This window comes from Mesorhizobium sp. M1A.F.Ca.IN.022.06.1.1 (assembly GCF_003952605.1).
GTDB lineage: Bacteria > Pseudomonadota > Alphaproteobacteria > Rhizobiales > Rhizobiaceae > Mesorhizobium.
The window spans coordinates 3914484-3940854 of the sequence record NZ_CP034455.1 but is presented as its reverse complement, the minus strand read 5'-3'; the positions used below and the strand labels follow the sequence as shown (position 1 = coordinate 3940854).

25 protein-coding genes are annotated in these 26371 nt (G+C 64.0%); 13 read left to right on the top strand and 12 right to left on the bottom strand.

All coding sequences use genetic code 11. The annotated features are described in order from the left end of the window. Positions 1–35: 35 nt before the first annotated feature. The 4 genes from EJ078_RS18675 (at position 36) to EJ078_RS18660 (ending at position 4786) form a co-directional block, all read left to right on the top strand. The gene (locus EJ078_RS18675; RefSeq protein WP_067004132.1) at positions 36–1031 is read left to right on the top strand and encodes an ABC transporter substrate-binding protein; all 996 of its coding nucleotides are present in this window, start codon (positions 36–38) and stop codon (positions 1029–1031) included. 154 nt (positions 1032–1185) lie between these two features. Then, positions 1186–2739, top strand: coding sequence for a sugar ABC transporter ATP-binding protein (locus EJ078_RS18670; RefSeq protein WP_095800596.1), 1554 nt, complete (start codon positions 1186–1188; stop codon positions 2737–2739). Then, a complete protein-coding gene (locus tag EJ078_RS18665) occupies positions 2736–3701 on the top strand; it encodes an ABC transporter permease (protein WP_127215389.1) in 966 nt (321 codons plus the stop codon). Before EJ078_RS18670 ends, EJ078_RS18665 begins: the two co-directional genes overlap by 4 nt. 68 nt (positions 3702–3769) lie before the next feature. Then, positions 3770–4786, top strand: a complete 1017-nt coding sequence (locus tag EJ078_RS18660; RefSeq protein WP_095823528.1) for a zinc-binding alcohol dehydrogenase family protein — start codon at positions 3770–3772, stop codon at positions 4784–4786. Between the two features lie 405 nt (positions 4787–5191). Here the strand turns inward: EJ078_RS18660 and EJ078_RS18655 are convergent, their stop codons facing one another. The 3 genes from EJ078_RS18655 to EJ078_RS18645 form a co-directional block, all read right to left on the bottom strand. Then, a complete protein-coding gene (locus EJ078_RS18655) occupies positions 5192–6043 on the bottom strand; it encodes a sugar phosphate isomerase/epimerase (protein ID WP_127215388.1) in 852 nt (283 codons plus the stop codon). An 84-nt stretch (positions 6044–6127) separates the two neighbouring features. Beyond that, positions 6128–7315 (bottom strand): Gfo/Idh/MocA family oxidoreductase, encoded by a 1188-nt coding sequence (locus EJ078_RS18650; protein WP_127215391.1) that lies wholly within the window; start codon positions 7313–7315, stop codon positions 6128–6130. Between the two features lie 152 nt (positions 7316–7467). Continuing rightward, entirely contained in the window at positions 7468–8523 is a 1056-nt protein-coding gene (locus EJ078_RS18645) for a sugar phosphate isomerase/epimerase (protein WP_127215387.1), read from the bottom strand. Between the two features lie 399 nt (positions 8524–8922). Here EJ078_RS18645 and EJ078_RS18640 point away from each other — a divergent pair, with 399 nt between their 5' ends. Genes EJ078_RS18640 through EJ078_RS18625 form a run of 4 tightly spaced genes read left to right on the top strand, consistent with a single transcriptional unit; the run spans position 8923 to position 12741 of the window. Next, on the top strand, positions 8923–9810 hold the full coding sequence (locus EJ078_RS18640; RefSeq protein ID WP_066989944.1) for a sugar phosphate isomerase/epimerase: 888 nt from the start codon (positions 8923–8925) through the stop codon (positions 9808–9810). A gap of 59 nt (positions 9811–9869) precedes the next feature. Continuing rightward, complete coding sequence (locus EJ078_RS18635; RefSeq protein ID WP_127215386.1) at positions 9870–11039, top strand: mandelate racemase/muconate lactonizing enzyme family protein; 1170 nt, start codon at positions 9870–9872, stop codon at positions 11037–11039. A 2-nt stretch (positions 11040–11041) separates the two neighbouring features. Further along, a complete protein-coding gene (locus tag EJ078_RS18630; protein ID WP_067318961.1) occupies positions 11042–11758 on the top strand; it encodes a FadR/GntR family transcriptional regulator in 717 nt (238 codons plus the stop codon). 5 nt (positions 11759–11763) lie between these two features. Beyond that, positions 11764–12741, top strand: a complete 978-nt coding sequence (locus EJ078_RS18625; protein ID WP_127215385.1) for a hydroxyacid dehydrogenase — start codon at positions 11764–11766, stop codon at positions 12739–12741. Positions 12742–12759: 18 nt separating this feature from the next. Here the strand turns inward: EJ078_RS18625 and EJ078_RS18620 are convergent, their stop codons facing one another. After that, a complete protein-coding gene (locus EJ078_RS18620) occupies positions 12760–14055 on the bottom strand; it encodes an amidase (RefSeq protein ID WP_127847302.1) in 1296 nt (431 codons plus the stop codon). A gap of 112 nt (positions 14056–14167) precedes the next feature. On the opposite strand from EJ078_RS18620, the gene EJ078_RS18615 reads away from it, so the two are divergent. Then, complete coding sequence (locus EJ078_RS18615) at positions 14168–14515, top strand: GFA family protein (RefSeq protein ID WP_095823532.1); 348 nt, start codon at positions 14168–14170, stop codon at positions 14513–14515. Positions 14516–14576: 61 nt separating this feature from the next. Here the strand turns inward: EJ078_RS18615 and EJ078_RS18610 are convergent, their stop codons facing one another. After that, a complete protein-coding gene (locus EJ078_RS18610) occupies positions 14577–15791 on the bottom strand; it encodes an MFS transporter (RefSeq protein ID WP_127404034.1) in 1215 nt (404 codons plus the stop codon). A 137-nt stretch (positions 15792–15928) separates the two neighbouring features. Between EJ078_RS18610 and EJ078_RS18605 the strand changes: the two genes are divergently transcribed. Further along, positions 15929–16894, top strand: a complete 966-nt coding sequence (locus tag EJ078_RS18605; protein ID WP_067318977.1) for an AraC family transcriptional regulator — start codon at positions 15929–15931, stop codon at positions 16892–16894. A 110-nt stretch (positions 16895–17004) separates the two neighbouring features. After that, entirely contained in the window at positions 17005–17436 is a 432-nt protein-coding gene (locus tag EJ078_RS18600) for a DUF4437 domain-containing protein (protein ID WP_095800605.1), read from the top strand. Between the two features lie 33 nt (positions 17437–17469). On the opposite strand, the gene EJ078_RS18595 is transcribed toward EJ078_RS18600, so the two are convergent. The 7 genes from EJ078_RS18595 to EJ078_RS18565 form a co-directional block, all read right to left on the bottom strand. Then, positions 17470–18573: an ABC transporter ATP-binding protein gene (locus EJ078_RS18595; protein WP_127404033.1), complete on the bottom strand. Its 1104-nt coding sequence runs from the start codon at positions 18571–18573 to the stop codon at positions 17470–17472. Continuing rightward, positions 18573–19676 (bottom strand): ABC transporter ATP-binding protein, encoded by a 1104-nt coding sequence (locus tag EJ078_RS18590; RefSeq protein WP_127216769.1) that lies wholly within the window; start codon positions 19674–19676, stop codon positions 18573–18575. Before EJ078_RS18590 ends, EJ078_RS18595 begins: the two co-directional genes overlap by 1 nt. Beyond that, positions 19673–19894 carry a hypothetical protein gene (locus EJ078_RS18585; RefSeq protein WP_066989971.1) on the bottom strand — a complete coding sequence of 74 codons (222 nt, stop codon included), beginning with the start codon at positions 19892–19894 and terminating at the stop codon, positions 19673–19675. The genes EJ078_RS18590 and EJ078_RS18585 overlap by 4 nt, the downstream gene beginning before the upstream one ends. Continuing rightward, entirely contained in the window at positions 19891–20847 is a 957-nt protein-coding gene (locus EJ078_RS18580) for a carbohydrate ABC transporter permease (protein ID WP_066989974.1), read from the bottom strand. Before EJ078_RS18580 ends, EJ078_RS18585 begins: the two co-directional genes overlap by 4 nt. A gap of 1 nt (position 20848) precedes the next feature. Continuing rightward, positions 20849–21754 (bottom strand): sugar ABC transporter permease, encoded by a 906-nt coding sequence (locus tag EJ078_RS18575; protein ID WP_095780122.1) that lies wholly within the window; start codon positions 21752–21754, stop codon positions 20849–20851. Positions 21755–21821: 67 nt separating this feature from the next. After that, entirely contained in the window at positions 21822–23138 is a 1317-nt protein-coding gene (locus tag EJ078_RS18570; RefSeq protein ID WP_066989980.1) for an extracellular solute-binding protein, read from the bottom strand. 352 nt (positions 23139–23490) lie between these two features. Beyond that, on the bottom strand, positions 23491–24180 hold the full coding sequence (locus tag EJ078_RS18565) for a TetR/AcrR family transcriptional regulator (RefSeq protein WP_127847301.1): 690 nt from the start codon (positions 24178–24180) through the stop codon (positions 23491–23493). Positions 24181–24298: 118 nt separating this feature from the next. Here EJ078_RS18565 and EJ078_RS18560 point away from each other — a divergent pair, with 118 nt between their 5' ends. Further along, complete coding sequence (locus EJ078_RS18560; RefSeq protein ID WP_127847300.1) at positions 24299–25495, top strand: Tm-1-like ATP-binding domain-containing protein; 1197 nt, start codon at positions 24299–24301, stop codon at positions 25493–25495. A gap of 12 nt (positions 25496–25507) precedes the next feature. Beyond that, complete coding sequence (locus EJ078_RS18555) at positions 25508–26371, top strand: phosphoenolpyruvate hydrolase family protein (protein WP_127216776.1); 864 nt, start codon at positions 25508–25510, stop codon at positions 26369–26371.

Sequence of the window (26371 nt, the reverse complement as noted above, 5' to 3'; positions counted from 1 at the left end):
CGAACCTTCACCGGGCGATTTTAGGGAGGAACCTAATGAAATTCGTAACCAGCCTTCTCAACCGCCGCGCCTTCGTGGCTTTAGCCGCCGCCTCAATGCTCGCCGGTGCGATGCATTCGGCACCCGCCTCGGCGGCCGACGTGACCATCCCAATCATCGTCAAGGACACGACTTCGTTCTACTGGCAAATCGTGCTGGCCGGCGCCCGCAAGGCCGGCAAGGATCTCGGCATCAACGTGCCGGAGCTCGGCGCCCAGGCCGAAACCGACGTCAACGGTCAGATCTCGATCCTCGAGAACGCCGTCGCCGGCAATCCGGCCGCGATCGTGATCGCGCCGACCGAGGCCAAGGCGCTCGGCAAGCCGATCGACGAGGCGGCGACCAAGGTCAAGGTCATCGGCATCGACTCCAGCGCCGAATCCAAGGCCTTCACCTCCTTCCTCACCACCGACAACGTCCAGGGCGGCCGTGTCGCGGCTGACGGTCTCGCTGCCGCGATCGGCGCCGCCAATGGCGGCAAAGTCGAGGGCAAGGTTGCGCTGATCACCGCGCTGCCCGGCGCCGGCTCGCTCGAGCAGCGCGCGCAAGGGTTCAAGGAACAGCTCAAGGCGAAATATCCCGGCCTCGAACTGGTCGCCGACAAATATGCCGACGGTCAGGCCACCACCGGCCTCAACATCGCGACCGACCTGATCACCGCCAATCCGGACCTCAAGGGCATCTTCGCCTCGAACCTGATCATGGCGCAGGGCGTTGGCCAGGCGATCGCCGAGAACAACCTCGCCGGCAAGGTGGCGCTGATCGGTTTCGACAGCGACGAGAAGCTGATCAAGTTCCTCAACGACGGCGTCATCTCCGGCCTCGTCGTCCAGGATCCATACCGGATGGGCTACGACGGCATCAAGACCGCCTTAGCCGCCTCGAAGGGCGAGAAGGTCGAGGCCAATGTCGACACCGGCGCCAATCTCGTGACCAAGGACAACATGAAGGATCCGAAGATCGACGCGCTGCTCAACCCGAAGCTCAACTGATCTTCGCGACATTCGTTTCCGGGGCTTCGCCGCCCCGGAAACATCGCCGCGGACAGTTTGGAAATCCGCCGGCTTACTTTAGGCTCTGCCTTCTAGATGCGCGCCAGACGCATCGCTGCGTATCCAACGGTTGGATCAATCTGGGAGGATTGTTATGACGTCGACGGCGCAGGAACTGCACCCGCCCCCCACGCTGAAACCGGGCAGGACCATCCTCGAGTTGAAAGGCCTGGAAAAGCGCTATCCCGGCACGCATGCGCTGAAGCCGGTGGACCTTGCCTTCAAGTCGGGCGAGATCCACGCCATCGTCGGCGAGAACGGCGCCGGCAAATCGACGCTGATAAAGCTTTTAACCGGCGTCATGCCGCGCACCTCCGGCGAAGTCGTCTGGGAAGGTAAACCCGAGGCGCTGGCCACGCCGCACGAGGCGATGGCGCTCGGCATCAATGCCGTCCACCAGGAGGTCGTGCTTTGCCGCCACCTCACCGTCGCCGCCAACATGTTCCTCGGCGAGGAGAATTCCCGCTTCGGTCTGTTGCAGCAGCGCGCCATGGTGAAAGAAGCGCAGAAGATCATCGATGGGCTCGGCTTCGACCTGCCCGCGCATGTCATGCTGGGCGACCTCACCATCGGCCAGCAGCAGCTGATCGCCGCCGCCCGCGCCACGGTACGCGGGACAAAGTTCCTCATCTTCGACGAGCCGACCGCCTACCTCACCCGCAAGGAGGCCGACCAGCTGTTCAAGCTGATCCGCCGTCTGAAAGGCGAAGGCGTCACCATCATCTATATCAGCCACCGCATGGAGGAGGTGTTCGAGCTTGCCGACCGTGTTTCGGTGCTGCGCGACGGCACCCTCGTCGGCACGCGCAACATAGCCGAGACCAGCGAGCCGGAACTGGTCAAGCTGATGATCAACCGCTCGATCGAGCAGATCTACCACAAGGAGCATTTCACGCCGGGCGCGACGATCGTCGAGACTCGGAATCTCTCCGGCAAGGGTTTCGAGAACGTCTCGGTGACTGTCCGCGCGGGCGAGATCGTCGGACTTTACGGCTTGATCGGAGCCGGCCGCAGCGAGTTCGTCACCACGCTTTACGGCCGCCACAGGAAGTCGGCCGGTCAGATCCTGTGGCAAGGCAAGGAGGTGCAAGTCAACTCCGAGCATGACGCGATAAGGCTCGGCATGGCCCTCGCCCCCGAAAGCCGCCGCGACCAAGGCCTCTGCCTCAACCTGCCGGTCGGCACGAATCTGAACCTGCCGATCTACAAGCGCATCTCGAGCAATCTTCTGATCTCAGGCTCGCGCGAGAAGGCCGAGGCCGATCGCCAGATAGCCGATCTCAGGATCAAGACGCCGACCCGCCACGCGCTGGCCTCCAGCCTGTCGGGCGGCAACCAGCAGAAGATCGTCATCGGCAAATGGCTGGCGCATGGCGCCAAGCTGTTCATCTTCGACGAGCCGACGGTCGGCGTCGATGTCGGCACCAAGGCCGAGATTTACCGGCTGTTCTCGACGCTTCTGTCCAAGGGCGCCGGCATCATCCTGATCTCGTCCTACCTGCCGGAAGTCTACGAGCTCGCCGACACGCTGCATGTGTTCCGCCGCGGCAAGCTGGTCGCCACGCATGGCTTCCGCACCGCCAGCCATGAGGACATTTTGGGCCAAGCGCTGGCCGAGAAACAAGAAAAGACGGGAGGACAAAAATGAGCACCGAGGCGATCCCCGCCGAAAAGCCGAAGCGCAATTACAACGCCCTGTTCGGGCTGACGCTGCTCGGCTTGTTGCTTTTGATGTGGATCGTGCTGGCGGTCGCCACACCCTCCTTCGCCACGACGCTCAACATCACCAATCTTTTGCGTCAGGGTTCGCTGATCGCCATCCTCGCGGTCGGCCAGACCTTCGTCATCATCACCGGCGGCATCGACCTCTCGGTCGGTGCCGTGGTCGGCTTCACCACCGTCATTGTAGCGCTTCTGATCAATGCCGGCTGGCCGATCTGGGCGGCTGTGCTCATTACCTTGCTCGCCGGCGTCGCCATCGGCCTGTTCCACGGCTTCGGCATCGTCAAGATGGGCCTGCCGCCCTTCATCATCACCCTGGCCACGATGACGTCGCTGCGCGGCATCGGCCTCTTGATGACCAACGGCAATTCGATCTCGATCAACAGCGACCCTTTCCAGGCCTTCTCGCGCGGCTCGGTTCTCGGCATCCCCTATCTGTTCTGGATGGTGATCCTGGTCGCCATACCGTCCTACGTGTTCCTGCACCACACGCGCTGGGGCCGCTATTTGTTCTCGGTCGGCTCCAATGCGGAGGCAGCGCGCCTTTCCGGCGTGAACGTGCCGCGCACCATCTTCATGGCCTATATCCTGTCCGGCCTGCTCGCGGCTTTCGTGGGTGTGCTGCTCGCCTCGCGCATCGGCATCGGCAACCCGACCCAGGGCGACACCTATGAGCTGCAGGCTATCGCCTCGTCGGTGATCGGCGGCACCTCGCTGTTCGGCGCCATCGGCTCGGTGCATGGACCGCTGATCGGCTCCTTCATTCTTTCGACGATCAACAACGGCGCCAACCTGCTCAACGTCAACACCTTCTGGCAGCGCGTCATCACCGGCCTGCTGATCATCGTCATCGTCTACTTCGACGGCCTGCGCCGTCGCGGCAAGTAATCGTTCCTGAAATGACGCGCCGGCCCCGATCGAGCGGGGCCCACGCCCCTTAAACACTGGATCAGCGCATGAAAGCCGTCGTCTGCCGCTCGCCTGGCGACCTTGTTCTCGAAGACCGCGCCGAACCCGGCGCGCCGCCGCCCGGCTGGGCGCGCATCGCAGTCAGCCATGTCGGCATCTGCGGCACCGACTATCACATCTTCGAAGGCAAGCACCCGTTCCTCGCCTATCCGCGCATCATGGGCCACGAGGTCTCGGGCACGGTCGTCGAGCGAGGTGAAGGCGTCGAGCTTGCCATCGGCGAGCCGGTGATCATCAACCCCTATCTCGCCTGCGGCAAATGCGTTGCCTGCCGGCACGGCAAGCCGAACTGCTGCGTGCAGATCGAGGTGCTTGGCGTCCATCGCGACGGCGCCATGTGCGACGAGATCCTGGTGCCGGCGCAAAACCTTTATCCAGCAAATGGCCTATCGCTGGCCGATGCCGCCGCCGTCGAATTCCTGGCCATCGGCGCACACGCCGTGCGGCGCTCGCTGAGTGCGCCCGGCCAGCGCACGCTGGTCATCGGCGCCGGTCCGATCGGCCTTGGCACGGCACTGTTCGCCCGCATCGCCGGCCTCGATGTCAGCCTGCTCGACATGAGCACCGAACGGCTCGATTTCGCCGAAAGCGAGCTCGGCTTTGCCGCACTCGACGGCTCGAAAGCGCCGGCTGCCGATCTGGTGCGGCAGGCGTCCGACGGCGAAGGCTTCGACCTTGTGTTCGACGCCACCGGCAACACGCAGTCGGTGCAGTCCGCCTTCACCCATGTCGCGCATGGCGGAGCGCTGGTGCTGGTCAGCGTCGTCAAGGACGACATCACCTTCTCCGATCCCGAGTTTCACAAGCGCGAGATGACGCTGGTCGGCAGCCGCAATGCGCTCAGAGCAGACTTCGACCATGTCGCCGCCTCGATCCGCAACGGCGCCGTGCCGCTGGAGAAACTCGTCACCCACCGCACGACCCTTGCCGATACGCCGCGCGATCTAGCGCGCTGGGCGCACGAAAAATCCGGGTTGATCAAAGCGGTTATCGAGGTCGGATAGGGAGGCCCGACCCGCCCGTGGATGACGCGGTTGTTGCGCCATGCGCTGGCCAAGTCCGGCGTGCCGTTCTCGCCGCACAACCCGGCACACACCCACCACTATGCGAAGTCGACAAAACGGCGCGCCAAGACCGATCGTCTCGATGCCGCACAAACCTCGCAGCCCGCTCAGGGTCCAAGAACTGGCCATCATCGCCGTTGCAAGGAAGCTCCTGGTCGTCCTCAATGCCATCATTCGAGACAAGACAGCCTTCGCATGAACACAGTAATGCCGTTCCCTAAGCCGTAGAATGCAGCCGGTGCAGAATTGCATCGTGGCGGAGCGTCGACGTCACGGAATGGATCCTGGGGTCTCGGCGTCCGCTTCGCTCCCGCTCCGCCCGTGGATGACGAATGGAGAGGGCGTTTAAGCGGCAGCCTTCCACCCATCTCTGATATGCCGATACCCTTCGCGATAAACTGCCTCCGGGCTCTCTGCGAAATCCCGCCACACCTTGGTCGCTGCCGCCAGATCCTTCAGTGACCGGCCGAACGACTCGATCGTAAGCCAATCGTCATAGCCGCTCTTGCGGATCGCCGCGAAAGTCTCCTTCCAGGGGATGTTGCCGCGCCCCGGCACGCCGCGGTCGTTTTCCGAGATGTGGATGTGGACGACGTTCCGGCGATTGCGCGTATAGGCGCCGATCGGATCGGCCTCCTCGATATTGGCGTGAAAGGTGTCGTACATCGCCTTGATGTGCGGCCGGTCGATCACGTCGACATGCTCGGACAGGTCGTCCATCGTGTTGACCAGATAGCACTCGAAGCGGTTCAGCGCCTCAAGCCCGATGGTGACGCCCCTCTTGCCGGCATGATCGCCAATGGCCCGCTGCGAGGCGACCGAGCGCTTCTTCTCGGCCGCTGTCGGCCCGCTGCCGGAAAAGGCGCCCAGCGTGGAATGCAGCGGCCCGCTCAGCCTGTCCGCGCCGAGCGCCGCGCTGCAGTCGATCGCCCATTTCATGTAATCGATGCCGGCCTTGCGCGTCGCGGCATCCGCAGAGATCAGGTTCATCGCCGGATCTCCCATCGCGGAGACCGCGGTGCGCTCCAGTCCGATGCGATCGAGCATCTCGCCGAGCTTCTTGTAGTCATCCGGTTCGCCCGCGAAGACCGGTATCTCGACGCCGTCGAAGCCGGTTGCCTTGATGTCCTTCAGCAGCGCCTCGTGCTTTTTCGAGACGCTCGTCGTCCACAAGAACATGCACATGCCGATTTTCATCGACACCCCTCCTCTGCGGCCAACCACTTGCGCTAGCGGGTCACAATCCCCCTCATCCGGCCCGTGCCGTCGCCGAGCCCGCCTTTATAGCCTCGTCCACGCCCCGTTCTTCCTCGAAGACTTCACGCACGCCTCGATGAAGGCCATGCCTTCGACGCCGTCCGCGATCGTCGGGAAGGCGACATCCTTGGCAAGCTTGCCGCCCTTTTTGCGCGCCGCGCGGATGGCGCGGGCCGCTTCCTGGTAGATATTGGCGAAGCCTTCGAGATAGCCCTCCGGATGGCCGGAGGGCACGCGGCTGACGCGCGCCGCTACCGGCATCGCGCCGGCGCCCGCCCGGGTCAGCAACTGCTTCGGCTGGCCGAAGGGCGTGTACCAAAGATAGTTCGGGTCGGCCTGGACCCATTCGAGCCCGCCCTTCGAGCCGTAGATGCGCAGCTTCAGCCCGTTCTCGTGGCCGGGCGCCACCTGGCTCGCCCAGATCATGCCCTTGGCCGGATGCTTGTTGCCGACCGGCTTGAAGCGCAACAGCACATTGACGTTGTCGTCGAGCTGGCGTCCCGGCACGAAGGCGTCGAGGTCGGCCGAAAGGGAATCCAGCTCGAGCCCCGAGACGAAGCGGGCGAGGTTGTAGGCGTGCGTGCCAATGTCGCCGAGCGCGCCGCCGGCGCCGGCCTGCTTGGGGTCGGAGCGCCATGAGGCCTGCTTCTGACCGGTCGCGGCTAGGTCTTCGGTCAGCCAGTCCTGCGGATATTCCGACTGCACGATGCGGATGTCGCCGAGCATGCCCTTGGCCACCATCTCGCGCGCCTGCCGCACCATCGGATAGGCTGTGTAGTTGTGGGTGAGCACGAACACCTTTCCAGCCTTCTCGACCAGTGCGGCAAGCTTCTTCGCCTCGGCGAGCGAGGTCGCGAGCGGCTTGTCGCAGATGACGTGGATACCCGCCTCCAGGAAGGCTTTGGCCGCCGGCACATGCACATTGTTGGGCGTGACGATCGCCACTGCCTCGATGCCGTCCGGGCGTTTGGCTTCGGCCTTGGCCATCTCGGCATAGGAGCCGTAGCTGCGTGACGGATCGAGCCCGAGTTCTTCGGCCGAGGCCTTCGCGCGCGCCGGGTCCGACGACAGCGCGCCGGCCACCAGCACGAAGTCGTTGTCCATGCGCGCCGCAATCCGGTGCACCGCGCCGATGAAAGCGCCCTGCCCGCCGCCGACCATGCCGTAGCGGATCGGGCCGCCTCCCGTTTCCGATTTCGATGCGCCGACCATGCTTTCGTTCTCCCTCATGTTGGTTAGCTCCCCCTTGAGGGGAGGTCGATCCGCACAGCGGATCGGGTGGGGTCGCCGGGCGTGGATCTCGGCATAAACCGACCCAGCCCGGCCCTTTGGGCCACTCTCCCCTCGAGGGGAGGATAAAGGTGCTAAATCCCCATCATCGCGCGCAGCAGCTTCTTGTCGCTGGTGCCGCCGGCGAAATCATCAAAGGCCCTTTCGGTGACCCGGATGATATGATGCTGGATGAAGGGTGCGCCTTCGGCCGCGCCGTCCTCGGGATGCTTGAGGCAGCATTCCCATTCCAGCACCGCCCAGGAACCGTAGTTGTACTGGGTGAGCTTGGAGAAGATGCCGCTGAAATCGACCTGCCCGTCGCCGAGTGAACGGAAACGCCCGGCACGGTTCACCCAGCCCTGATAGCCCGAATAGACGCCTTGCCGCCCCGTCGGGTTGAACTCGGCATCCTTGACGTGGAAGGCCTTGATCCGCTCGTGGTAGATGTCGATGAACTCGAGATAGTCGAGCTGCTGCAACAGGAAGTGCGACGGGTCGTAATTGATGTTGCAGCGCTTGTGGCCGCCGACCGCGTCGAGAAACATCTCGAAGGTCGCGCCGTCGAACACGTCCTCGCCTGGATGGATCTCGTAGCCGATATCGACGCCGTTCTCATCATAGACGTCGAGGATCGGCTTCCAGCGCTTGCCAAGCTCGGCAAACGCCTCCTCGATCAGCCCAGGCGGCCGCTGTGGCCACGGATAGAGGTACGGGAAGGCGAGCGCGCCGCTGAAGCTTACCGACGCCTTGAGGCCGAGATTCTTCGATGCTTTGGCGCCGAATTCCATCTGCTCGACCGCCCATTTCTGCCGGGCCTTCGGATTGTTGTGCACCTCGGGTGGCGCAAACCCGTCGAACTGCGCGTCGTAAGCCGGATGCACCGCCACCAATTGCCCCTGCAGGTGCGTCGACAGTTCGGTAATCTCGACGCCGGCTTCAGTGCAGATGCCCTTGACCTCGTCGCAATAGGTTTTCGATGACGCCGCCTTTTTCAGATCGAACAGGCGTCCGTCCCAGGTCGGGATCTGTACGCCCTTGTAGCCGAGCCCGGCCGCCCATTTGGTGATCGAAGCCAGCGAATTGAACGGCGCGGCGTCGCCCGCGAACTGCGCCAGAAACAGGCCGGGACCCTTCATCGTCGTCGGCATCGGCATCCTCCCTCTCTCGTTTTCATGGACCAAGCATAGCGCCGATTGAAGCGAGGGCTAGCCTCTTCGACCGTTCGTCTCGGCGCCGACAAGCAGCGGCATTCTGGTATTACCAAATACGGCTGTTTGGTCAAGCGGCCAGAAACAGCTGGAATGCGATCCACACGATTGCCGAAAGGTATCTTAATCTATTCAAATCAAAGCATTGACTGATGAGTTGAGCCCAATAAGTGGTCTCCTTGCCGTTACTGTGAATTTGCTGTAGAGGTTCTGTCAGGCCCAATTGGTCGAACCAGTTTCGAGAAAAACACTGGAACGCCGTGGGGAGGAGATCATGCGACGGGCTCGGTGGAGAACGTCGCGAAAAACGTGACAGGCGAATTCTGGGAAGGACAGACCATGCATCTTTCGACGCACAACTGGATGCGGGCGGAGCCGCTGGAGGTGACGCTGAAGCGCATCAAGAAGTTCGGCTATGAGTCGATCGAGATTTCCGGCGAGCCCGAGCAGTACAAGACCAAGGAAACGCGCGCGCTCCTGAAGGAGCACGGCATCCGTTGCTGGGGTTCGGTGACGCTGATGCTGGGCGAACGCAACCTTGCTGCCAAGAACCAGGGCCAGCGCGAGCGATCGGTACAATATGTCAAGGACGTGCTGACCATGGTGAGCGAGCTTGACGGCGAGATCATCACGCTGGTTCCCGCCACCGTCGGCAAGGTGGTGCCCGACGGCACGGAGGCGGAAGAGTGGGGCTGGGTGGTGGACGCCACGCGCGAATGCTTCGCGCATGCCAAGAAGGTCGGCGTCAAGATCGCCGTCGAGCCGCTCAACCGCTTCGAGACCTACCTCTTCAATCGTGGTGCCCAGGCGCTCGCGCTCGCGGATGCGGTGAGCCCGGAATGCGGCGTCTGCCTCGACGCCTACCACATTCATATGGAGGAATTTAACGTCTATGACGCCATCCGCCAGGTCGGCAAGCGCCTCTACGACTTCCATGTCGCCGACAACAACCGCTTCGCCGCGGGTCTCGGCCAGATCGACTGGCCGAAGATCGTCGGCACGCTGAAGGAGATCGGCTATGACGGCGCGCTGACCAACGAGTTCGTCGCGCCGGTCGACCGCACGCCGGCCGCCCCCTATCCGGAGATGGTGGAGCGCAACCCGGTCGACATCTCGCCCGAGCAGCTCAAATTCATCCAGGATCACGGCTCCAGCGTGCTCACCGAGAAGTTCTACACCGATCAGATGCGGATCACCGCCGAAACGCTGCTGCCGCTGATCAAGTAGACGGTCCGATTTGGAGCTTAGCCCTACCGTCCTGCCCGGGCGGCGGGCCGGGGATCAAGATGCGTATAAAAAGCGTCCAGGCCTGGTGGGTTCGCATACCGATCGAAGTCGCAAAGCAGCATCGCAGCGACTTCGGTCAGGTGACGACGTTCGACGCCGCCATCCTGCGCGTCGAGACCGATGACGGCCTGGTCGGCTGGGGCGAGGGCAAGAACGCCGCCGGCAGCGCCGGCAGCTACGGCGCGCTGGTCCACATGCTGAATCACGAGATTGCGCCGCAGCTCATCGGCCGCGATCCGGCCGATATCGGCATCATCTGGGAGATGCTCTACAACGGCGTGCGACACCACACGGCGGCCCATGCCGGCCATGCCATGCCCCAGCTGGCGCGGCGCGGCATGAGCGTGGCGGCGATCAGCGCGGTCGACATCGCGCTTTGGGACATCCTCGGCAAGTCGCTGGGGCAGCCGGTCTGGCGGCTGCTCGGCGGCCGCAAGGTCGAGCGCATGCAAGCCTATGCCTCGGGCGGCTGGGCGCCAGCCGATACCATCGGCGACCAGCTCAAATCCTATATCGCCAAAGGCAGTTTCAAGGCGCTGAAGATGCGCATCGGCGCCATGGACGGCGCCCCGCATATCTCGGCCGCGCGCGTCCGCGCCGCCAGGGAAGCGATCGGTCCTGACGTCGAACTGATGGTGGACGCGCACGGCACCTACACCGTCGCCGAGGCCAAGCGCTTCATCAGCCTCACCGCCGATCTCGATCTGGCTTGGTTCGAGGAGCCGGTGATCGCCGACGACAAGCACGGTATGGCCGAGGTGCGCGCGTCCGGTTCTACCCCCATCGCCACCGGCGAGAGCGAGGCGACCCGCTATGCCTTTCGCGATCTGGCCGTGCTGAAATCGGCCGACATCTTCCAGCCTGATCCCGCCTTCTGCGGCGGCATCAGCGAGGCGATGAAGATCGGCACCATCGCCAGCGCCTTCAACCTGCGCTTCGCGCCGCATCTGTGGGCCGGCGCGCCCTGCTTCTTCGCCGGACTGCATGTCTGCGCGGCTTCCCCCGCGACCTTCATCGTCGAGTATTCGCTGGGCGCCAATCCGATGATCCACGATCTCGTCGAGGAGACTGTCGAAGCAAAGGACGGTATGATAGCGATCCCTGAAAAGCCCGGATTGGGTTTCACCGTTTCGGAGCGATTCCTGGAGGCGCACGCGCTACGCATTTGACGATGAAAGAAAAGAACCTTCTTGCGGAACTCGCCGCCTATCTGTTCTCCAACTCGGACAAGGAGTCGGGCCGCACGCCGTCGGAGCGCGAGCTGGCGGAGCATTTCGCCGTCAGCCGCGGCCAGATCCGCGAGGCGCTTGCCATCCTCGAAGCGATGCGCATCGTCGAGCGCCGCGCCAAGTCCGGCATCTATATCGATACCAAGCAGGCGAGCGTGGAAGCGTTAGCGCTTTTCGCCCGCGCGGGCCTGCCGCTGGATCCGGTGCAGATCTACGAGACCGTCGAGCTGCGCAAGATCCACGAGATCAAGGCGGCCGAGCTTGCCTGCTCACGCGCCACCGAGGAGAATTTCGAGCGGCTGCGCGAGATCCTGAAGGCTTCCGAGGAGCGCATCGCCGCCGGCGAAGGCCTCGCCAAGGAAGACCGCGAGTTCCACCTCGAGATCGTGCGAGCGACCAAGAACGGCGTCTTTCACAACATCTGCAGCGTCTACTACCTGATGGGCGAGCAGCGCCTGCCGATCTATTTCAACGATCTGGAGCGCAGCATGCGCTCGCATGCCGAACACATCCAGATCTACGAGGCGCTGTTGCGCCGCGACGGCAACCTCGCCCAGGCGCTGATGAGTGCGCACCTGCAAGGCGCCGAGAGCTACTGGAAGGGGATCATCGAAGGTCGCTGGACCGAGCCGAAAAGCGCGGCGCTCGAAAGGGCCTGAGCTTCATGCGCAAGATCCTGTCGACGCACCCGCTACATCCGCGCGCGACAAGCATGCTGGCGGGAGCCGGCCGGCTGGTCGTCGCCTCCGCGCTCGATGCAAAAACGCTGGCTGCCGAGGCGAAAGACGCCGACATCGTCATCGTCCGAGCGCCGCTGCCGCCGGAGCTGTTCGCGGGCGCGTCCCTGTTGCGCGCCGCGATCCGCCATGGCGCGGGACTGGACATGATCCCGGTCGAGGCGGCCACCGCCGCCGGCGTGCTGGTGGCGAACGTGCCGGCCGTCAATGCCCGCTCGGTGGCCGAACATGTAATGTTCACGGCGCTGGCGCTGCTCAGGCGCTTCCGCATGATGGATCGCGACCTGCGCGCCAAGGGCTGGCTCGCCGGGCGCGAGCATGCCAATTCGACCAGCGAGCTCGCCGGCAAAACGATCGGCATCGTCGGCCTTGGGGCCGTCGGCCAGGCCGTCGGCCACATCGCCGCGCACGGCTTCGATCTCAAGGTCGTGGCGACGACGCGCAGCCTGCGCCCGGCGCCCGAGCGCGTCGGCTTCCTGTCGATCGACGCGCTGGTCGAGCAGAGCGACATCATCGTGCTCTGCTGCCCGCTGACTGAGGAGACCCGCGGCCTGATCAGCCGCGAGCGCATCGCCCGCATGAAGCCCAATGCGCTGTTGATCAATGTCTCGCGCGGGCCGGTGGTCGATGACGAGGCGCTGATTGAAGCGCTGCGAAGAGGCCGCATCGGCGGTGCGGCGCTCGACGTCTTTGCGACCCAGCCGCTGCCGCCGAGCCATCCCTATTTCAGCTTTGACAACGTGATCATCACTCCGCATATGGCCGGCATCACCGAGGAATCGATGATGCGCATGGGCGTCGGCACTGCGAACGAGGCCTTGCTGGTGCTTGCCGACAAGCTGCCGGTCAACCTGCGGAATCCGGAAGTGATCGAGCGTTACCGTCGGCGCTTTCCGGCCGACTGATTGCGCCGCTGCACCACCTCAACCGCTCAGCAAAGCCTCCACCGCGGCAGCAATTCCGAGCAGACGTCGGTCGTGCCCATGCCTCGCCACCAGCATCAGCCCGGCCGGCAGCTTGGTGCCCGGCATCGGCAGCGAGATTGCACAGAGATCGAACTGGTTGGCGACCTGCGTGTTGCGCAGGAGCAAGCCTTCCGTCCTGTCGCGTAGCGCTTCGTCGCCGGCCATCGCCACGATCGACGGCGCGACCATCGGCACGGTCGGCAGAGCAAGCGCGTCGACCGCTTGCAGCCGTTCCGTCATGGCCGCGACCAGTTCCGCCCGGCGACGGATTGTCCTGATATAGGCGGAAGCGGGAACCGTCCGCGCGCGCGACAAAGGCCCGCTGACATGTGGGTCGACGGGCACCGAGGCCCCGGTCGCCAGCCAGTCGGCATGCACCTCCGCACCCTCCATCGACGCGATCGAGGCGCGCATGGTCGCCGCGCGCATCCCGCCAATGAGGTCATCGATCGATAGATCGGCAACGCGCGCCCCTGCCCGCTCCATCTGGCTGGTGCACGCCTCAAAGGCCGCGGCGACGTCGGCTTGCGTGTCATCAAAGAGCCGGCCGCGCGGAACACCGATGCGCAGACCGGCGAGCGGGATCGGTTGAAGCGCCATCGGCTCCTCCCCCGCCATGATCGCGTCGGCAACCGCGCAATCACCGACGCTGCGGGCGAGCGGCCCGATCGAATCCAGTGTCGCCGACAACGGAAAGGCGCCGTCCAAAGGCACGCGCCGGGCCGTCGGCTTGAAGCCGACGACGCCGTTGAGCGAGGCCGGGATGCGAACCGAGCCGCCCGTGTCCGAGCCGATCGAGATCTGGCTGCTGCCTTCGCCCACCGCAACGCCGGCGCCCGATGAAGAACCGCCCGGGATCAGGCTGGCATCCGCCGCATTGCCCGGTGTGCCGTAGTGCAGGTTGTCGCCGATCGCGGTGAAGGCGAATTCGGTCATGTTGGTCTTGCCGAGGATCACTGCGCCCGCCTGGCGCAGCCGGCGCACGATCGCCGCGTCCTGCGCGGCGGGCTGAGCACCGGCGAGCGTCGCCGAGCCTGCCCGGGTCGGCTCGCCGGCGACATCGAACAGATCCTTGATCGACACGACCACGCCATCGAGCGGCCCGAGGCAGACCCCGGCTCTTTGCCGCGCGTCGGCTGCATCCGCTGCGGCGAGCGCCGCCTGCGCATACTGCTTGACGTAGACCTTTTCGTCAGCCGCGCGATTGGCAAGACGTGACAGGATGATTTCGAGACGGTCGCGCACGGATTGCATGTAGATGTCGGACTCCGCAAGGATGCAACGTCTTTTAAGGCAGCCAATTTGGCTAGCGGATGGATAACCCGGCAAGGGTGCCTTTGCACCTGCCAGCGATAGGAAGAGACTGATGCTGTACAAAGGCAGTTGCCACTGCGGCAAGGTGGCTTTCGAGGTCGCAGGCGAGCTCGGCGGCGCGGTGCGCTGCAACTGCTCGATCTGCGCGCGCAAGGGGGCGCTGCTCTGGGCCGTGCCACACGCCAGCATGCGCCTGGTTGCCTGGGGCGACGACCTCGGCAAATACACCTTCGGCAAGGGCTCGATCGCGCATCGCTTCTGCCGGACCTGCGGCATCCATCCCTTCGCCGAGGATGTCAGTCAAGGCAGCGAGCGCAGCGCCTACATCAACATCAATTGCCTCGACGGCATCGATCTCGCCGCTATCGAGGTTTTCGAGTTCGACGGCCGCTCGGCTTAGCCCAGACTGCATCGCCCTGCCGACAAGCCGGCCGTACCGGCTGGCTTGTCGGCGTCCAAGGTTATTCAGCCTGTTTCGGCCCGACGGCGAAAGTCACCAGCGCTGCGAGCAGCGTTGCCATGGCACCGTAGCCGAATGCGCTGGCGACGCCGGCATGGTCGACCAGCAGGCCGCCGAAGACTGCGCCCAGCGCGATCGCCACCTGGAACGTCGCGACCATCAGGCCGCCGGCGCTTTCGGCCTGGTCGGGAGCGGCGCGCACCAGCCAAGTCTGCAGCCCGACCGGCACCGCGCCGAAGGCAAAGCCCCATGCCGCAACTGCGATTGCCGCAATCACCGGTGAAGCGCCGATGGTGAGCATGGCAAGCGCCGACAGCGCGATCAGCAGCGGCGCCAGTCCGACCGCAAGCTTCAGATTGCGCTCGGCCAGGAAAGCGCCAGCGAAATTGCCGAAGAAGCCGCCGATGCCATAGGCGAGCAGAACCAGCGAGATGGTCTCGATCGGCATGACCGGCACCGTCTCCAGGAATGGCCGCACATAGGTGAAGCCGGCAAACTGTCCCGAGGCGACGAGCAGCACGACCAGCAGGGCGATGCGGATCGTCCGCCGCTTCAATACCTCGATCAGCGTGCGAAAGCTCGCCACGGCCGTCGGCGGCAGGCTGGGGATGGTGGCAAGCTGTACAAGCAGCGTCAGCGCGCCGACGACCGCCGCGATCATGAAGGCCGTACGCCAGCCCCAGATGTCGCCGACATAGGCGCCGACCGGCGCCGCGGTGACGGTCGCCACCGATACGCCGGTCAGGATGATCGACATTGCGCGCGGCATCAGCCGCATCGGCACCAGTCGCATCGCCATGGCGGCCGACATCGACCAGAAGCCGCCGAGCGCGACGCCCAGCACCACGCGGGCAAGAAGCAGCATCGTGAGCGAGGAGGCGAAGGCGGCAAGCAGGTTGGAGACGATCAGAAGCAAGGTGAGCAGCCACATGACCAGCCTGCGGTCCAGCCGCTTGGTGACGATGGCCATCGTGGGTGCTGCGATCGCGCCGACGACGGCCGTCGCCGTCACGGCCTGGCCGGCGGCGCCTTCGCTGACGCCGAGATCCTGCGCCAGCCGCGTCAGCAGGCTAGCGGGCAGAAATTCGGCGGTCACCAAGCCAAACACGCCGAGCGCCAGCGAGACCACCGCGCCCCATACAGGCTCGCTTCGCTCCTCGGCTTCGGTTCTATCGAGAACATCGGCATCGATGACGCCTGTGGCGGGTTCGGTCATGGGAAATCTCCGATCTGTTTTGCGGCGCCATTTGGAAGACCGCCAGTTCGGGATCCACCCGTTACAGGCCTGGCGCGCGACGCTGCAGTGCAACATAGGGAGTGACCGGCTGGAGTTTCCATGCTAGAAACGCCGGAATGAATTACAATTCGTCCAAAACCACATTCCCGGCGTCCGGCGATCCGCTGACCGACATGCTGCGCGGATTGCGGCTCGACGGCGTCGACTATGGCCGCTGCGTGCTGGGCGAACCGTGGGCCGTTTCCTTCCCCGCGCAGAAGGCGGCGCGGTTCCATTTCATCGGCCAACAGGGCTGCTGGCTGTTCTCACCGGCCAAGGAATGGATCGAGCTCTCTGTCGGCGACGCGCTCTTGATCCCGCGTGGCGATGAGCATGTGCTGGCGAGCGCGCCGGGCGTTCCGCCCGTGCCGATCGGCCGCTACACGATCGAGCCGGTCTGCGAGAACATCTATGACGTCTCCAACGGCTGCGACGGCTGCAAGACCTTGCTGTTTTGCGGCAGCATGCATTTCAATCTCGACGGCTCGCATCCGCTGCTCGACATGATGCCCGACCTGATGCAGGCGCATAAGCTGATGGCGAACGCGCCGGGCATCCAGCATCTGCTCGATGCGATGGCTGGCGAGGTGACGATGGACCGGGTCGGCTCGGGCGGCATTCTCGCCCGCCTGGCTGACGTGCTCGCCGCCACAATCATCCGCTCCTGGGTAGAGAACGGCTGCGGCGACGCGACCGGATGGATCGCCGCGGTGCGCAATCCTGACGTCGGCAAGGTGCTCGCCGCTATTCATCTGCAGCCCGACCGGGATTGGACGGTCGGGGCCCTGGCCCGATTGATGGGCGCGTCTCGCTCCGCCTTCGCGCAGCGCTTCGCCACCGTGGTCGGCGAGACGCCGGCCAAATATGTGCTGCGCGTGCGCATGCATCAGGCGCGGCAATGGCTCGCCCGCGACGGCATGCGGGTGTCTGTCGTGGCGGCGAAACTGGGCTACGATTCGGAAGCTTCCTTCAGCCGCGCCTTCAAGCGGGTGATGGGTGTCGCGCCGAGCCATCTGCGCAATGGCGGCGGCGAGCAATCCTGACAGCCGGCGTTCAGGACGCTACCACGCTGGAGGAATTGCCAAGTCTTTTGGACGACGCGTCATTCTTCACCGACAGGGATTGCCTAAGCTGAGCCGAGGAGGAACCGCTCATGGCTAATCAACTCGCAGCGCTTGCGCTCGCCGCGCTCACCATCTCTCCGGGGCAGGCATTCGGCCTTGAAGACAGCTATCTGACGGCCGACAAGATCCCTTATGTCGTCGAAGCGCCGGACCAGCCGCAGCGCCTCGGCCCGCTATGGGGCTCGCGGACCGAGGGCGCGGCCGGCACGCTGCTCAAAGTTCCCGGGAACTGGCGCGCACCGGTCCACGCGCACACCGCCGACTATCGCGCCGTGGTCATCAAGGGGCTCTGGGCGCATTGGCAGATCCAGGGCGGCGAGGCGACCAGGGTCGAGTTGCCGCCGGGCTCCTACTGGACCCAGAAAGCCAACGAGATGCATGACGATGCCTGCCTGTCCGACACCGAATGCGTGATCCTGCTGATCAACGACACGCCCTACGAGACCTATCTGCCGAAGTAAGTGCAAGCCGACAGCAATCGGCCGGTCCGCCCGCTATCCGGCGTGCCGCAGGCTCACCCCGCTGCCCTTATCGAACAGCACCACCTTGTCCGCGTTCCAGGCAAAGCGGACCGGCTGCTCGATTTCGACGGCGGTTCTCGCCGGCACGGTGGCTCTCAGCATCGTGTCGCCGACCCTCAGCGTCACGATCTTCTCGACGCCGTGGTTCTCGACATCGTGGACCTTAGCCTCGACCGGCGCGCCGCCTTCCAGATAGACGTCCTCCGGACGGATGCCGAAGACGAGCGGGCGACCGTCGGTCGCGCCCCCCGTCTTTAGCCCCCAAGAAGCCCTGGCCCCCCCGCCAACCGGCAATTCGAAACTCATCGGCGCCATCACCGCGCGGTCGTCGACCAGCGTGCCGTCGATGAGGTTCATCGGCGGCGAGCCGACGAAGCTTGCGACATAGGTATCGCGGGGATTGTTGTAGATCTCCTGCGGCGTGCCGGTCTGCGCGATGCGGCCATGGTTCAGCACGCCGACCTTGTCGCCCATCGACATCGCTTCGATCTGGTCGTGGGTGACGAACAGGAAGGTGGCACCGAGCTGCATCTGCAGGTTCTTCAACTCCGTGCGCAGCGCCTCGCGTAGCTTGGCGTCGAGCGCCGACAGCGGCTCGTCCATCAGGAACACGCGTGGTTTGCGCACGATCGCGCGGCCGATCGAGACGCGCTGCATCTCGCCACCGGAGAGCCGGTCGGTCTTGCGGTCGAGCAGATGCTCGATGCGCAGCGTGCGGGCGGCGCGCGCGACGCGGTCCTTGATCTCGGCATCCGGCAGCCGGCGAATCTTTGGCCTCAGCGGAAACTCGAGATTCTGCCGCACCGTGTAGCGCGGATAGAGCGAATATTGCTGCAGCACCAAGGCCACGTCGCGCTCGGCCGCGCTCCAGTCGGCGACGTCGACGCCGTCGATGAAGACCTGGCCCTCGGTCGGTTTCTCGAGGCCGGCGATCATCCGGAGCGTCGTCGTCTTGCCGGCGCCGGTTTCGCCCAAAAGCACGAAGAACTCGCCATCGGCGATATTGAGGTTGAGACCCGTCAGCGCGGTATGGCCGCCGAACTTCTTGGTGATGTTCTTCAGTTCGATATGGGCCATTACAGCCTTACTCCCAGAGACTTGCCGCTTGCCGTGTCGAAGAAATGCGCCTGTTCCGGGTCGATGCGGGCATGAACCTTCTCGCCCGGACCCGACACGTAGCCTGCCTTGGTGCGGGCGCGCAGCATCTTGGAGCCGACCTTGAGGTCGACAATGTCGAAGGAGCCGAGCGGCTCGATGATCTGCGCTTCCACCGGCACGTAGCCGGGAGCGGCATCATGCCGGACGAGCACGCCTTCCGGACGGATGCCGAGCGTCAAGCCACCATTGGAATGCCCGTTGAGCCTGGAGAGGAGCTCGCGCGGGAACTCGAAACCCGCCGGCGCACCACCGACGGTGACGGAGGCGGCGCCGGCCTGATCGGCGACGCTCGCCTCGGCGATGTTCATCACCGGGCTGCCGACGAATTGCGCCACGAACAGGTTTGCCGGATGCGAGTAGACCTCGTCCGGCGTGCCGACCTGCTGGATGAAGCCCTCATGCATGATGACGATGCGGTCGGCCAGACTCATCGCCTCGATCTGATCATGGGTGACATAGATCGTGGTCGATCCCTGCTTGATGTGCAGCCGCTTGATCTCGGCCCGCATTTCCTCGCGCAGCTTGGCGTCCAGCGCGCCGATCGGCTCATCCATCAGCATCGCCTTCGGCCGCCGCACCAGCGCGCGGCCGATCGCCACGCGTTGCATGTCGCCGCCCGAAAGCGCAGACGGCCTCTTGTCGAGCAGGTCGGTGATCCGCAACACCCGTGCGATCTCGCGCACCGAGGTGTCGACCTCACCGCTGCTCATGCGCGTGGCCCGCAACGGAAAGGCGATGTTCTCGAACACCGTCATATGCGGATAGAGCGAGAAGGACTGGAACACCATGGCGATGTCGCGGTCGGCGGCTTTCAGATGCTGCACCGCCTTGCCGTCGATCAGGATGTCGCCCTTATCGATCGTCTCGAGCCCGGCAATCGCGCGCAGCGTCGTCGTCTTGCCGCAGCCCGACTGTCCAAGCAGCACGATGAACTCGTTGTCGGCGATGGCGAGGTTCAGATTATGGATGACCTGGACCGCACCGAAGAATTTCTCGATGCCGCGAAGTTCGATCTGCGTCACTGCCCGGCCCCCTCATGCGTCACGGCGCCGGTTTCCTCTCTCTGCTCCGGTGCGATTTTCGACGTGATGTTGAAGCCGATCAACCCGATCAGGATGATCGTCACCCCATAGGAATGCAGGCTGAGGCTCCATGGCTGGCAGAGCGCGACGATGCCGAGCACCATGAGGATCTGCGATGCCGGCAAAAGGTACTTCTCGTTGACGGCGCGAAAACTCATTTGCGGATCGCTCCGAAAGTCACGCCGCGAAGCAGGTGGTTGCGCAGCAGGAAGGTGAAGATCGCAACCGGCAGCAGGAACAGGAACGTGCCCGCCGCGATCGTGGTCCAGTCCGGCAGGCCGGAGCCGATCTGCGACGGGATGAAGGGCGGCGCCGTCTGGGCGCGCCGGTTGGTCATGATCAGCGCGAAAGCGTACTCGTTCCAGGCGGTGATGAAGCAGAACACGGCGGTGGCGGCGATGCCGGTTGCGGCCTCGGGCAGCACGATCTTGAAGAAGGCCTGCATGCGCGTATAGCCGTCGACAAGTGCTGCCTCCTCATACTCTTTCGGGATCTCATCCATGAAGCCCTTCATCAGCCAGACCGAGAAGGACAGGTTGAAGGCGACGTAGAGGATGATCAGGCCGATATGGGAGTCGTTGAGGCCAACTGCCCGGTACATCAGGAACATCGGGATGGCGACGACCACCGGCGGCAGCATGCGCGTCGAGAGGATGAAGAACAGAAGGTCCGCCTCGCCGGCGATCTTGAAGCGCGAGAAGCCGTAGGCGGTGAAGGTTCCCATGCCGACGGCGAGAACGGTGCTGACCACCGCCACGATCAGGCTGTTCATGAACCGGTCGGGATATTGCGAAAGCTGCACGTCCTTACCGACCTTCAGCACTCGCTCGCCGCCGTCGTAGATGCGCTTTTCCCACCAGGGCGCGGCTTCGTAGACTTGCGGGTCGACGGTCTTCTGCATCTGCACGCGCTTGGTGAAGAGCCGCACGAACGGCGTCACCTCGGGCTCGAACAGCACGGTTGGCGGCACGCTGACGGCGAGCTCCTTCGGCTTGAATGCCGTCGAGGCGATCCAATAGATCGGTGCGAGGAAGACCAGCGTGGCGATCAGCACCGCGGCGATGGCTACACGGTTGAGCGCGACCTCGGAAGAAGTGCGGACGGCGGCCATCTCAGCGCTCCTTCACCTTGTTGAGATACTTCACGTAGAGGTTGGTAATGGCCAGCACCATGATCAGCACGATGTAGGCGAGCGCGCAGGATTTGCCGGTGTCCCACTGCTGGAAGGCCTGCTTGTAGAGCCGGATCGCGATCAGCTCGGCGGTCGGCTGAGTCGTCATCGTGTAGGCGATGTCGAAGGTCTTGAAGGCTTCCATGGTGCGGAAGATCAGCGCGATCAAAAGGATCGGCGAGACCAGCGGCAACGTGATGCGGGTGAAGGTGTACCACCAGCTGGCGCGGTCGATCGCGGCGGCTTCGTAGAGGTGCTGCGGCACCGCCGACAGGCCGGCGAGCGACAGCAGCATGACGAAGGGCGACCACATCCAGATGTCGGTGATCGCGACGGCGTAGAGCGCGCTGTCGGGATTGGAGAGCCAGGCGAAGTCGCCGAGGCCGAAGACGTAGTTGATCGGTCCCCAGGACGGGCTGTAGAGCAGCTGCCAGAACAGGCCGACGACCGCCGCCGACATCATCATCGGCAGCAACAGCAAGGTCGTGATCAGGCCCTTCATCGGAAAGCTGCGGTTGAGCAGAAGCGCGAGGCCGAAGCCTACGATCATCTGCCCGGCCACCGACACGATCACATATTTCGCGGTGATGACGAAGTTCGACCAGATGTGATCGTCGCTGAGCAGCTCGCGGTAATTCTGCAGGCCGACGAATTGCCAGGGCTCGCTGCGGTTCGCGGCGAAGTTGGTGAAGGAATAGCCGAGCGAATAGATCAGCGGAAAAATGTTGAAGACGATGAGGAAAACCAGCGTCGGGATGATGAACATGTTGCGGATGGTCAGATCCGACCAGCCTCGCGCGGCGGCCCTGGATGCTGGATCAAGATTGGTAAGGGCTACCGAAGCCAACGGTCGTTCTCCCTGAAAACAGGAATGCCGGAGGGGAAACCCTCCTCCGGCATTCTGACTGTGACGCCTACTTGTAGCGGTTGTATTTGGTGAACGTCGCCTTCCAGTCGGCGGCGGTCTTGTCGAGCGCTTCCTGGGCGGTGCCCTTGCCGCCGACCACGAACGGATAGATGTTCTGGTTCAGCTGATCGAGCACTTCGGCATATTCAGGCGTTGCCCAGAAGTCCTTGACCATGAACATCGTGTCGTAGAAGGCCTTGTTATACGGCGTAGCGTTCTGGAAGGCCTCCGACTTCAGCACGGCCTGGCTGCAGGTATAGCCGCCGAGCTCGGCCCACTTCTTCTGGGTCTCGTCCTTGATGAACCACTCAAGGAATTTCATCGCCTCGTCCTTGTTCTTCGAGTACGAGACGACGGAGATGCCCTGGCCGCCGAGAGCGGCGAAGCGCTTGCCGTCCGGACCGGCCGGGTTGGCGAAGAAGCCGGTCACGTCGGCATAGGGGTTGGTGGCTTTGTTCACCAGCGGCGGGAAGAAGGCGAAGAAGTTCATGCTCATCGCGGCGAGCCCGCCGGTGATGGCTTGGTTGTCCTCCACGAAGAACGTCTTGCCCCAGCCGGGAGGCGTGAACTTGTAGAGTTCCTTGTACATTTCGAGGCCGGCGACGGCCTCCTTGGAATTGGTGATGCCGTCGACCTTGTAGGTCGCGTAGTCGCCGAGATCGCCGCCATAGCTGAAGATCGCGCTTTCGACGCCCATCGCCATCGCGTCATACGAGTTGTCGGTGTAGATCGCGACGCCGTAGCGCTTCTGGTCCGGACGATGGAAGAACTCGGCGATGTCGCGCAGCTGCGCATAGGTCTTCGGAACATCGAGGTCGTAGCCGTATTTCGCCTTGAAGGCTTCCTTCTCCTTCGGGTCCTCGAACCAGTCCTTGCGGTAAGACCAGCCGATCGCATCGCCTTCCAGCGGGATCGCCCAGTACTTGCCGGAACCGCCCGGGTACTCGGCATAATATTTGATGGTCGCGGGCGCCATCACATCGCCAAGCTTATGCTTGTTGAAGAAGTCGGTCAGATCCACATAGTGGCCCTGCGTCGAGCCGGCGCCCAGCCATTGCGAGTCGCCGACCACCATGTCGTAGGCGTCGCCATGCGCGTTGAACTCGGTGAAGGCCTTGGTCTGGAAATCAGGCCACGGCGTGGTCTGCACCGTGACTTTCACGCCCGTCTCGGCCGTGTAGTCGTTGACGAGTTCCTGCAGATAGTTCGCCGGATCCCATTCCGCCCAGAAGATGGTGAGTTCCTTGTCTTGCGCGCGGACGGATGTCCCGCAGGCAAGCGCCAGCCCAATACCAGCGATCACGCTGGTCACTATCTTGCGCATAGTTTTCCTCCCTTGTGCGCCTTCTACCTTGTCATGCGGGCCGGCATAGCGGTCGGCCCTGGCAGTTCCTCCTGTGACGGCATTTTCCGGTTCGGGCCTCCTCGCCCGGCCGGAAAAATCGATCGCAACCTTCACCTTCGCTCCGCTTTACGCGTCCTGATCTGGTATTACCAATTCAAGAGGGACGTCAAGTTCTTTCTTGTGCAGTCCAAAACGGTTCCACAAGCCGCTCAAAGCGATATCCCTCTGTTTTCTATAATTTTTCCTACTCTTCGATATGCGGAGACCTTGTCTCCTGCGATGTATTGCAGTCATTGTTGTTGACATCCTCTCCAATCTGGTCGAACCAGATTCAGGACATGTCTATTTCGGCTGATGCCGAACCTCCAGTCGCCTTCGCTCCTGATTCCGCCACCGCCGCGCGCACCAGCGCGCCCGCCGCCCACTCGGCGACCGCCATCATGTCACGGCTGTCCAGCCCCCAAATATCCTTCAGCACGATCAGCACCTCGACACCGAACATCATCGACAGCGCCTGGGCAAGACGCTTGAACTGGCGCGGCTTGAGCTGACCCTTGAGCGGAGCGATCGCGTCCTTCAGGAGGTCGATCCGATGGCCGCGCTTGAAAGCCGGTTCGGCGCCTAGCGTGCCAGCCTGCCGTCTCGCCCACTGGTCGAGCGAAAGCTTGAGCGCCGCCTTGAACGTCGCCTCGAAAGCCTCGATGCGCGGCATGGCGGAGGCGAAGAGTTCGGCAACCCGCTGTTCCGGATCTTTCGAATTCGATTTCCAGGTCAGGATCGGTCCGAGCCCCTCGTCGACGACCGCCTGCACCAGCGCGGCCTGGCTCGGAAAGTAGCGATAGGCGGTCGCGCGCGACACTTCCGCAGCCTCTGCAACCTCGCTGACCGAAGGCGTCACGCCGGACTGCATCAGCCGCGTCGCCGTTTCCAGCATCAGCCGCCTGGTACGGGCGCGGGCCCCCTTCCCGGCTCTCAGCTGCTCGGCGTCATCGGAAGCGGCTTGTTGACGTGAGACATCCATATCAATACGATACGCGCGTCTCAAAAAATTGCAATGGCCGGACCGAGCGCCAGGCCCGAAGCGGCAGGCCGCACCGCCGAGTAGGCCGGCTAACCGAGGAGACGACGGGGAAAGGCGAATGAAGCATATCTATGTGGTCGGCACCGCCGACACCAAGGGTGAGGAGCTTGCCTTCCTGGCCGACGCCGTCGCCGCCGGCGGCGGCTCGGTCGTCCGCGTCGATATCGGCACACGCGGCGCGACCGTCCCGGTGGATGTCGCGGCAAGCGAGGTCGCCGCGCATCATCCCGATGGAGCCGGCGCCGTGCTCGGCACTGACGACCGCGGACTCGCCGTTGCCGGCATGGGTGTCGCCTTTATCCGCTTCATCCAATCGCGCGACGACGTCGCCGGCGTGATCGGCATTGGCGGCGGCGGCGGCACATCGATTGTCACCGCCGGCATGCGCGCCCTACCGCTCGGCCTACCGAAGATCATGGTCTCGACGCTGGCCTCCGGCGATACCGCGCCTTACGTCGATGTCTCCGACATCGTCATGATGCCGTCGGTAACCGACATGGCCGGCCTCAATCGTCTGTCGCGCGTCGTTCTGCACAACGCCGCCCAGGCGATCGCCGGCATGGCGGCGAGGCCGGCCCCGTCAACTGCCGGCAAGCCGGCGCTCGGCTTGACCATGTTTGGCGTCACCACGCCCTGTGTCACGGCAATCGTCGAGCGCTTGCGCGCCGACTATGACTGCATGGTCTTCCATGCGACCGGCACAGGTGGCCGCTCGATGGAGAAGCTTGCCGATAGCGGCCTGCTCGCCGGCGTCCTTGATATCACCACAACCGAGGTCTGCGATTTGCTGTTCGACGGCGTGCTGTCGGCGACGGAGGATCGCTTCGGCGCCATTGCTCGCACGAAACTGCCCTATGTCGGCTCGGTCGGCGCGCTCGACATGGTGAACTTCTGGGCGCCGCCGACCATCCCCGACAAATATCGCGGGCGGCTGTTCTATGAGCATAATCCGAATGTCACGCTGATGCGCACTACCGCCGAGGAGAGCCGCCGGATCGGCGAATGGATCGGCGGCCGCCTCGCCCGTTGCGACGGCCCGGTGCGCTTCCTGATCCCGGAAAAAGGCGTGTCGGCGCTCGATGTCGAAGGCGGCGCCTTCTTCGATCCGCAAGCCGATGCGGCGCTGTTCGAGGCCATCGAGCACACCATCAAGCCGACCGGGAACCGTATCGTGACGCGCCTGCCGCTGCACATCAACGATCCTGCATTCGCCAAGGCCGCGGCCGAGGCTTTCCTCGACATCGCCAAGAAGTGAGATCCGACAAACATGGCCGCCATCCCGCGCAAAACCATACTGGAAAGGTTCCGCAAGATGATCGCCGATGGCGTTCCGATCGTCGGCGGCGGTGCCGGTACCGGCCTGTCGGCCAAGGCCGAGGAAGCCGGCGGCATCGATCTCATCATCATCTACAATTCCGGCCGTTACCGCATGGCCGGGCGCGGCTCGGCCGCCGGCCTGCTCGCCTATGGCAATGCCAACGAGATCGTCAAGGAAATGGCCTATGAGGTGCTGCCGGTGGTAAAGAAGACGCCGGTGCTGGCCGGCGTCAACGGAACCGACCCCTTCGTCATCATGCCGCTGTTTCTCGCCGAACTGAAGACGATGGGCTTTTCCGGCGTGCAGAATTTTCCGACCGTCGGCCTCTTCGACGGCACCATGCGGCAGAGTTTCGAGGAGACCGGCATGGGTTTTGGCCTCGAGGTCGACATGATCGCCGAGGCGCACAAGCTCGACCTGCTCACCACGCCTTACGTCTTCAACCCCGACGAGGCGCGCGCCATGACCAAGGCGGGCGCCGACGTGGTCGTAGCCCATATGGGCGTGACCACAGGCGGCTCGATCGGCGCGACCTCGGCGAAGTCGCTGGATGCCTGCGTCGAGGAGATCGACGCCATTGCCGACGCTGCGCGCTCGGTGCGCAAGGACGTCATCCTGCTTTGCCATGGCGGGCCGATCTCCATGCCCCATGACGCGCGCTACATACTCGAGCGCTGCGAAGGACTGCACGGCTTCTACGGCGCAAGCTCGATGGAACGGCTGCCGGCCGAGGCGGCGATCGCCAGGCAGACGGCGGATTTCAAGGCAGCGGCAATCGGCAAAGCGAAAATGCCATCAACTAGCAAGGGATGA

Excerpts from the sequence above, each read along its gene's own strand:
- EJ078_RS18675 (WP_067004132.1), top strand. The coding sequence starts at position 36 with ATGAAATTCGTAACCAGCCTTCTCAACCGCCGCGCCTTCGTGGCTTTA.
- EJ078_RS18670 (WP_095800596.1), top strand. The coding sequence starts at position 1,186 with ATGACGTCGACGGCGCAGGAACTGCACCCGCCCCCCACGCTGAAACCG.
- EJ078_RS18665 (WP_127215389.1), top strand. The coding sequence starts at position 2,736 with ATGAGCACCGAGGCGATCCCCGCCGAAAAGCCGAAGCGCAATTACAAC.
- EJ078_RS18660 (WP_095823528.1), top strand. The coding sequence starts at position 3,770 with ATGAAAGCCGTCGTCTGCCGCTCGCCTGGCGACCTTGTTCTCGAAGAC.
- EJ078_RS18655 (WP_127215388.1), bottom strand. The coding sequence starts at position 6,043 with ATGAAAATCGGCATGTGCATGTTCTTGTGGACGACGAGCGTCTCGAAA.
- EJ078_RS18650 (WP_127215391.1), bottom strand. The coding sequence starts at position 7,315 with ATGGTCGGCGCATCGAAATCGGAAACGGGAGGCGGCCCGATCCGCTAC.
- EJ078_RS18645 (WP_127215387.1), bottom strand. The coding sequence starts at position 8,523 with ATGCCGACGACGATGAAGGGTCCCGGCCTGTTTCTGGCGCAGTTCGCG.
- EJ078_RS18640 (WP_066989944.1), top strand. The coding sequence starts at position 8,923 with ATGCATCTTTCGACGCACAACTGGATGCGGGCGGAGCCGCTGGAGGTG.
- EJ078_RS18635 (WP_127215386.1), top strand. The coding sequence starts at position 9,870 with ATGCGTATAAAAAGCGTCCAGGCCTGGTGGGTTCGCATACCGATCGAA.
- EJ078_RS18630 (WP_067318961.1), top strand. The coding sequence starts at position 11,042 with ATGAAAGAAAAGAACCTTCTTGCGGAACTCGCCGCCTATCTGTTCTCC.
- EJ078_RS18625 (WP_127215385.1), top strand. The coding sequence starts at position 11,764 with ATGCGCAAGATCCTGTCGACGCACCCGCTACATCCGCGCGCGACAAGC.
- EJ078_RS18620 (WP_127847302.1), bottom strand. The coding sequence starts at position 14,055 with ATGCAATCCGTGCGCGACCGTCTCGAAATCATCCTGTCACGTCTTGCC.
- EJ078_RS18615 (WP_095823532.1), top strand. The coding sequence starts at position 14,168 with ATGCTGTACAAAGGCAGTTGCCACTGCGGCAAGGTGGCTTTCGAGGTC.
- EJ078_RS18610 (WP_127404034.1), bottom strand. The coding sequence starts at position 15,791 with ATGACCGAACCCGCCACAGGCGTCATCGATGCCGATGTTCTCGATAGA.
- EJ078_RS18605 (WP_067318977.1), top strand. The coding sequence starts at position 15,929 with ATGAATTACAATTCGTCCAAAACCACATTCCCGGCGTCCGGCGATCCG.
- EJ078_RS18600 (WP_095800605.1), top strand. The coding sequence starts at position 17,005 with ATGGCTAATCAACTCGCAGCGCTTGCGCTCGCCGCGCTCACCATCTCT.
- EJ078_RS18595 (WP_127404033.1), bottom strand. The coding sequence starts at position 18,573 with ATGGCCCATATCGAACTGAAGAACATCACCAAGAAGTTCGGCGGCCAT.
- EJ078_RS18585 (WP_066989971.1), bottom strand. The coding sequence starts at position 19,894 with ATGAGTTTTCGCGCCGTCAACGAGAAGTACCTTTTGCCGGCATCGCAG.
- EJ078_RS18580 (WP_066989974.1), bottom strand. The coding sequence starts at position 20,847 with ATGGCCGCCGTCCGCACTTCTTCCGAGGTCGCGCTCAACCGTGTAGCC.
- EJ078_RS18570 (WP_066989980.1), bottom strand. The coding sequence starts at position 23,138 with ATGCGCAAGATAGTGACCAGCGTGATCGCTGGTATTGGGCTGGCGCTT.
- EJ078_RS18565 (WP_127847301.1), bottom strand. The coding sequence starts at position 24,180 with ATGGATGTCTCACGTCAACAAGCCGCTTCCGATGACGCCGAGCAGCTG.
- EJ078_RS18560 (WP_127847300.1), top strand. The coding sequence starts at position 24,299 with ATGAAGCATATCTATGTGGTCGGCACCGCCGACACCAAGGGTGAGGAG.
- EJ078_RS18555 (WP_127216776.1), top strand. The coding sequence starts at position 25,508 with ATGGCCGCCATCCCGCGCAAAACCATACTGGAAAGGTTCCGCAAGATG.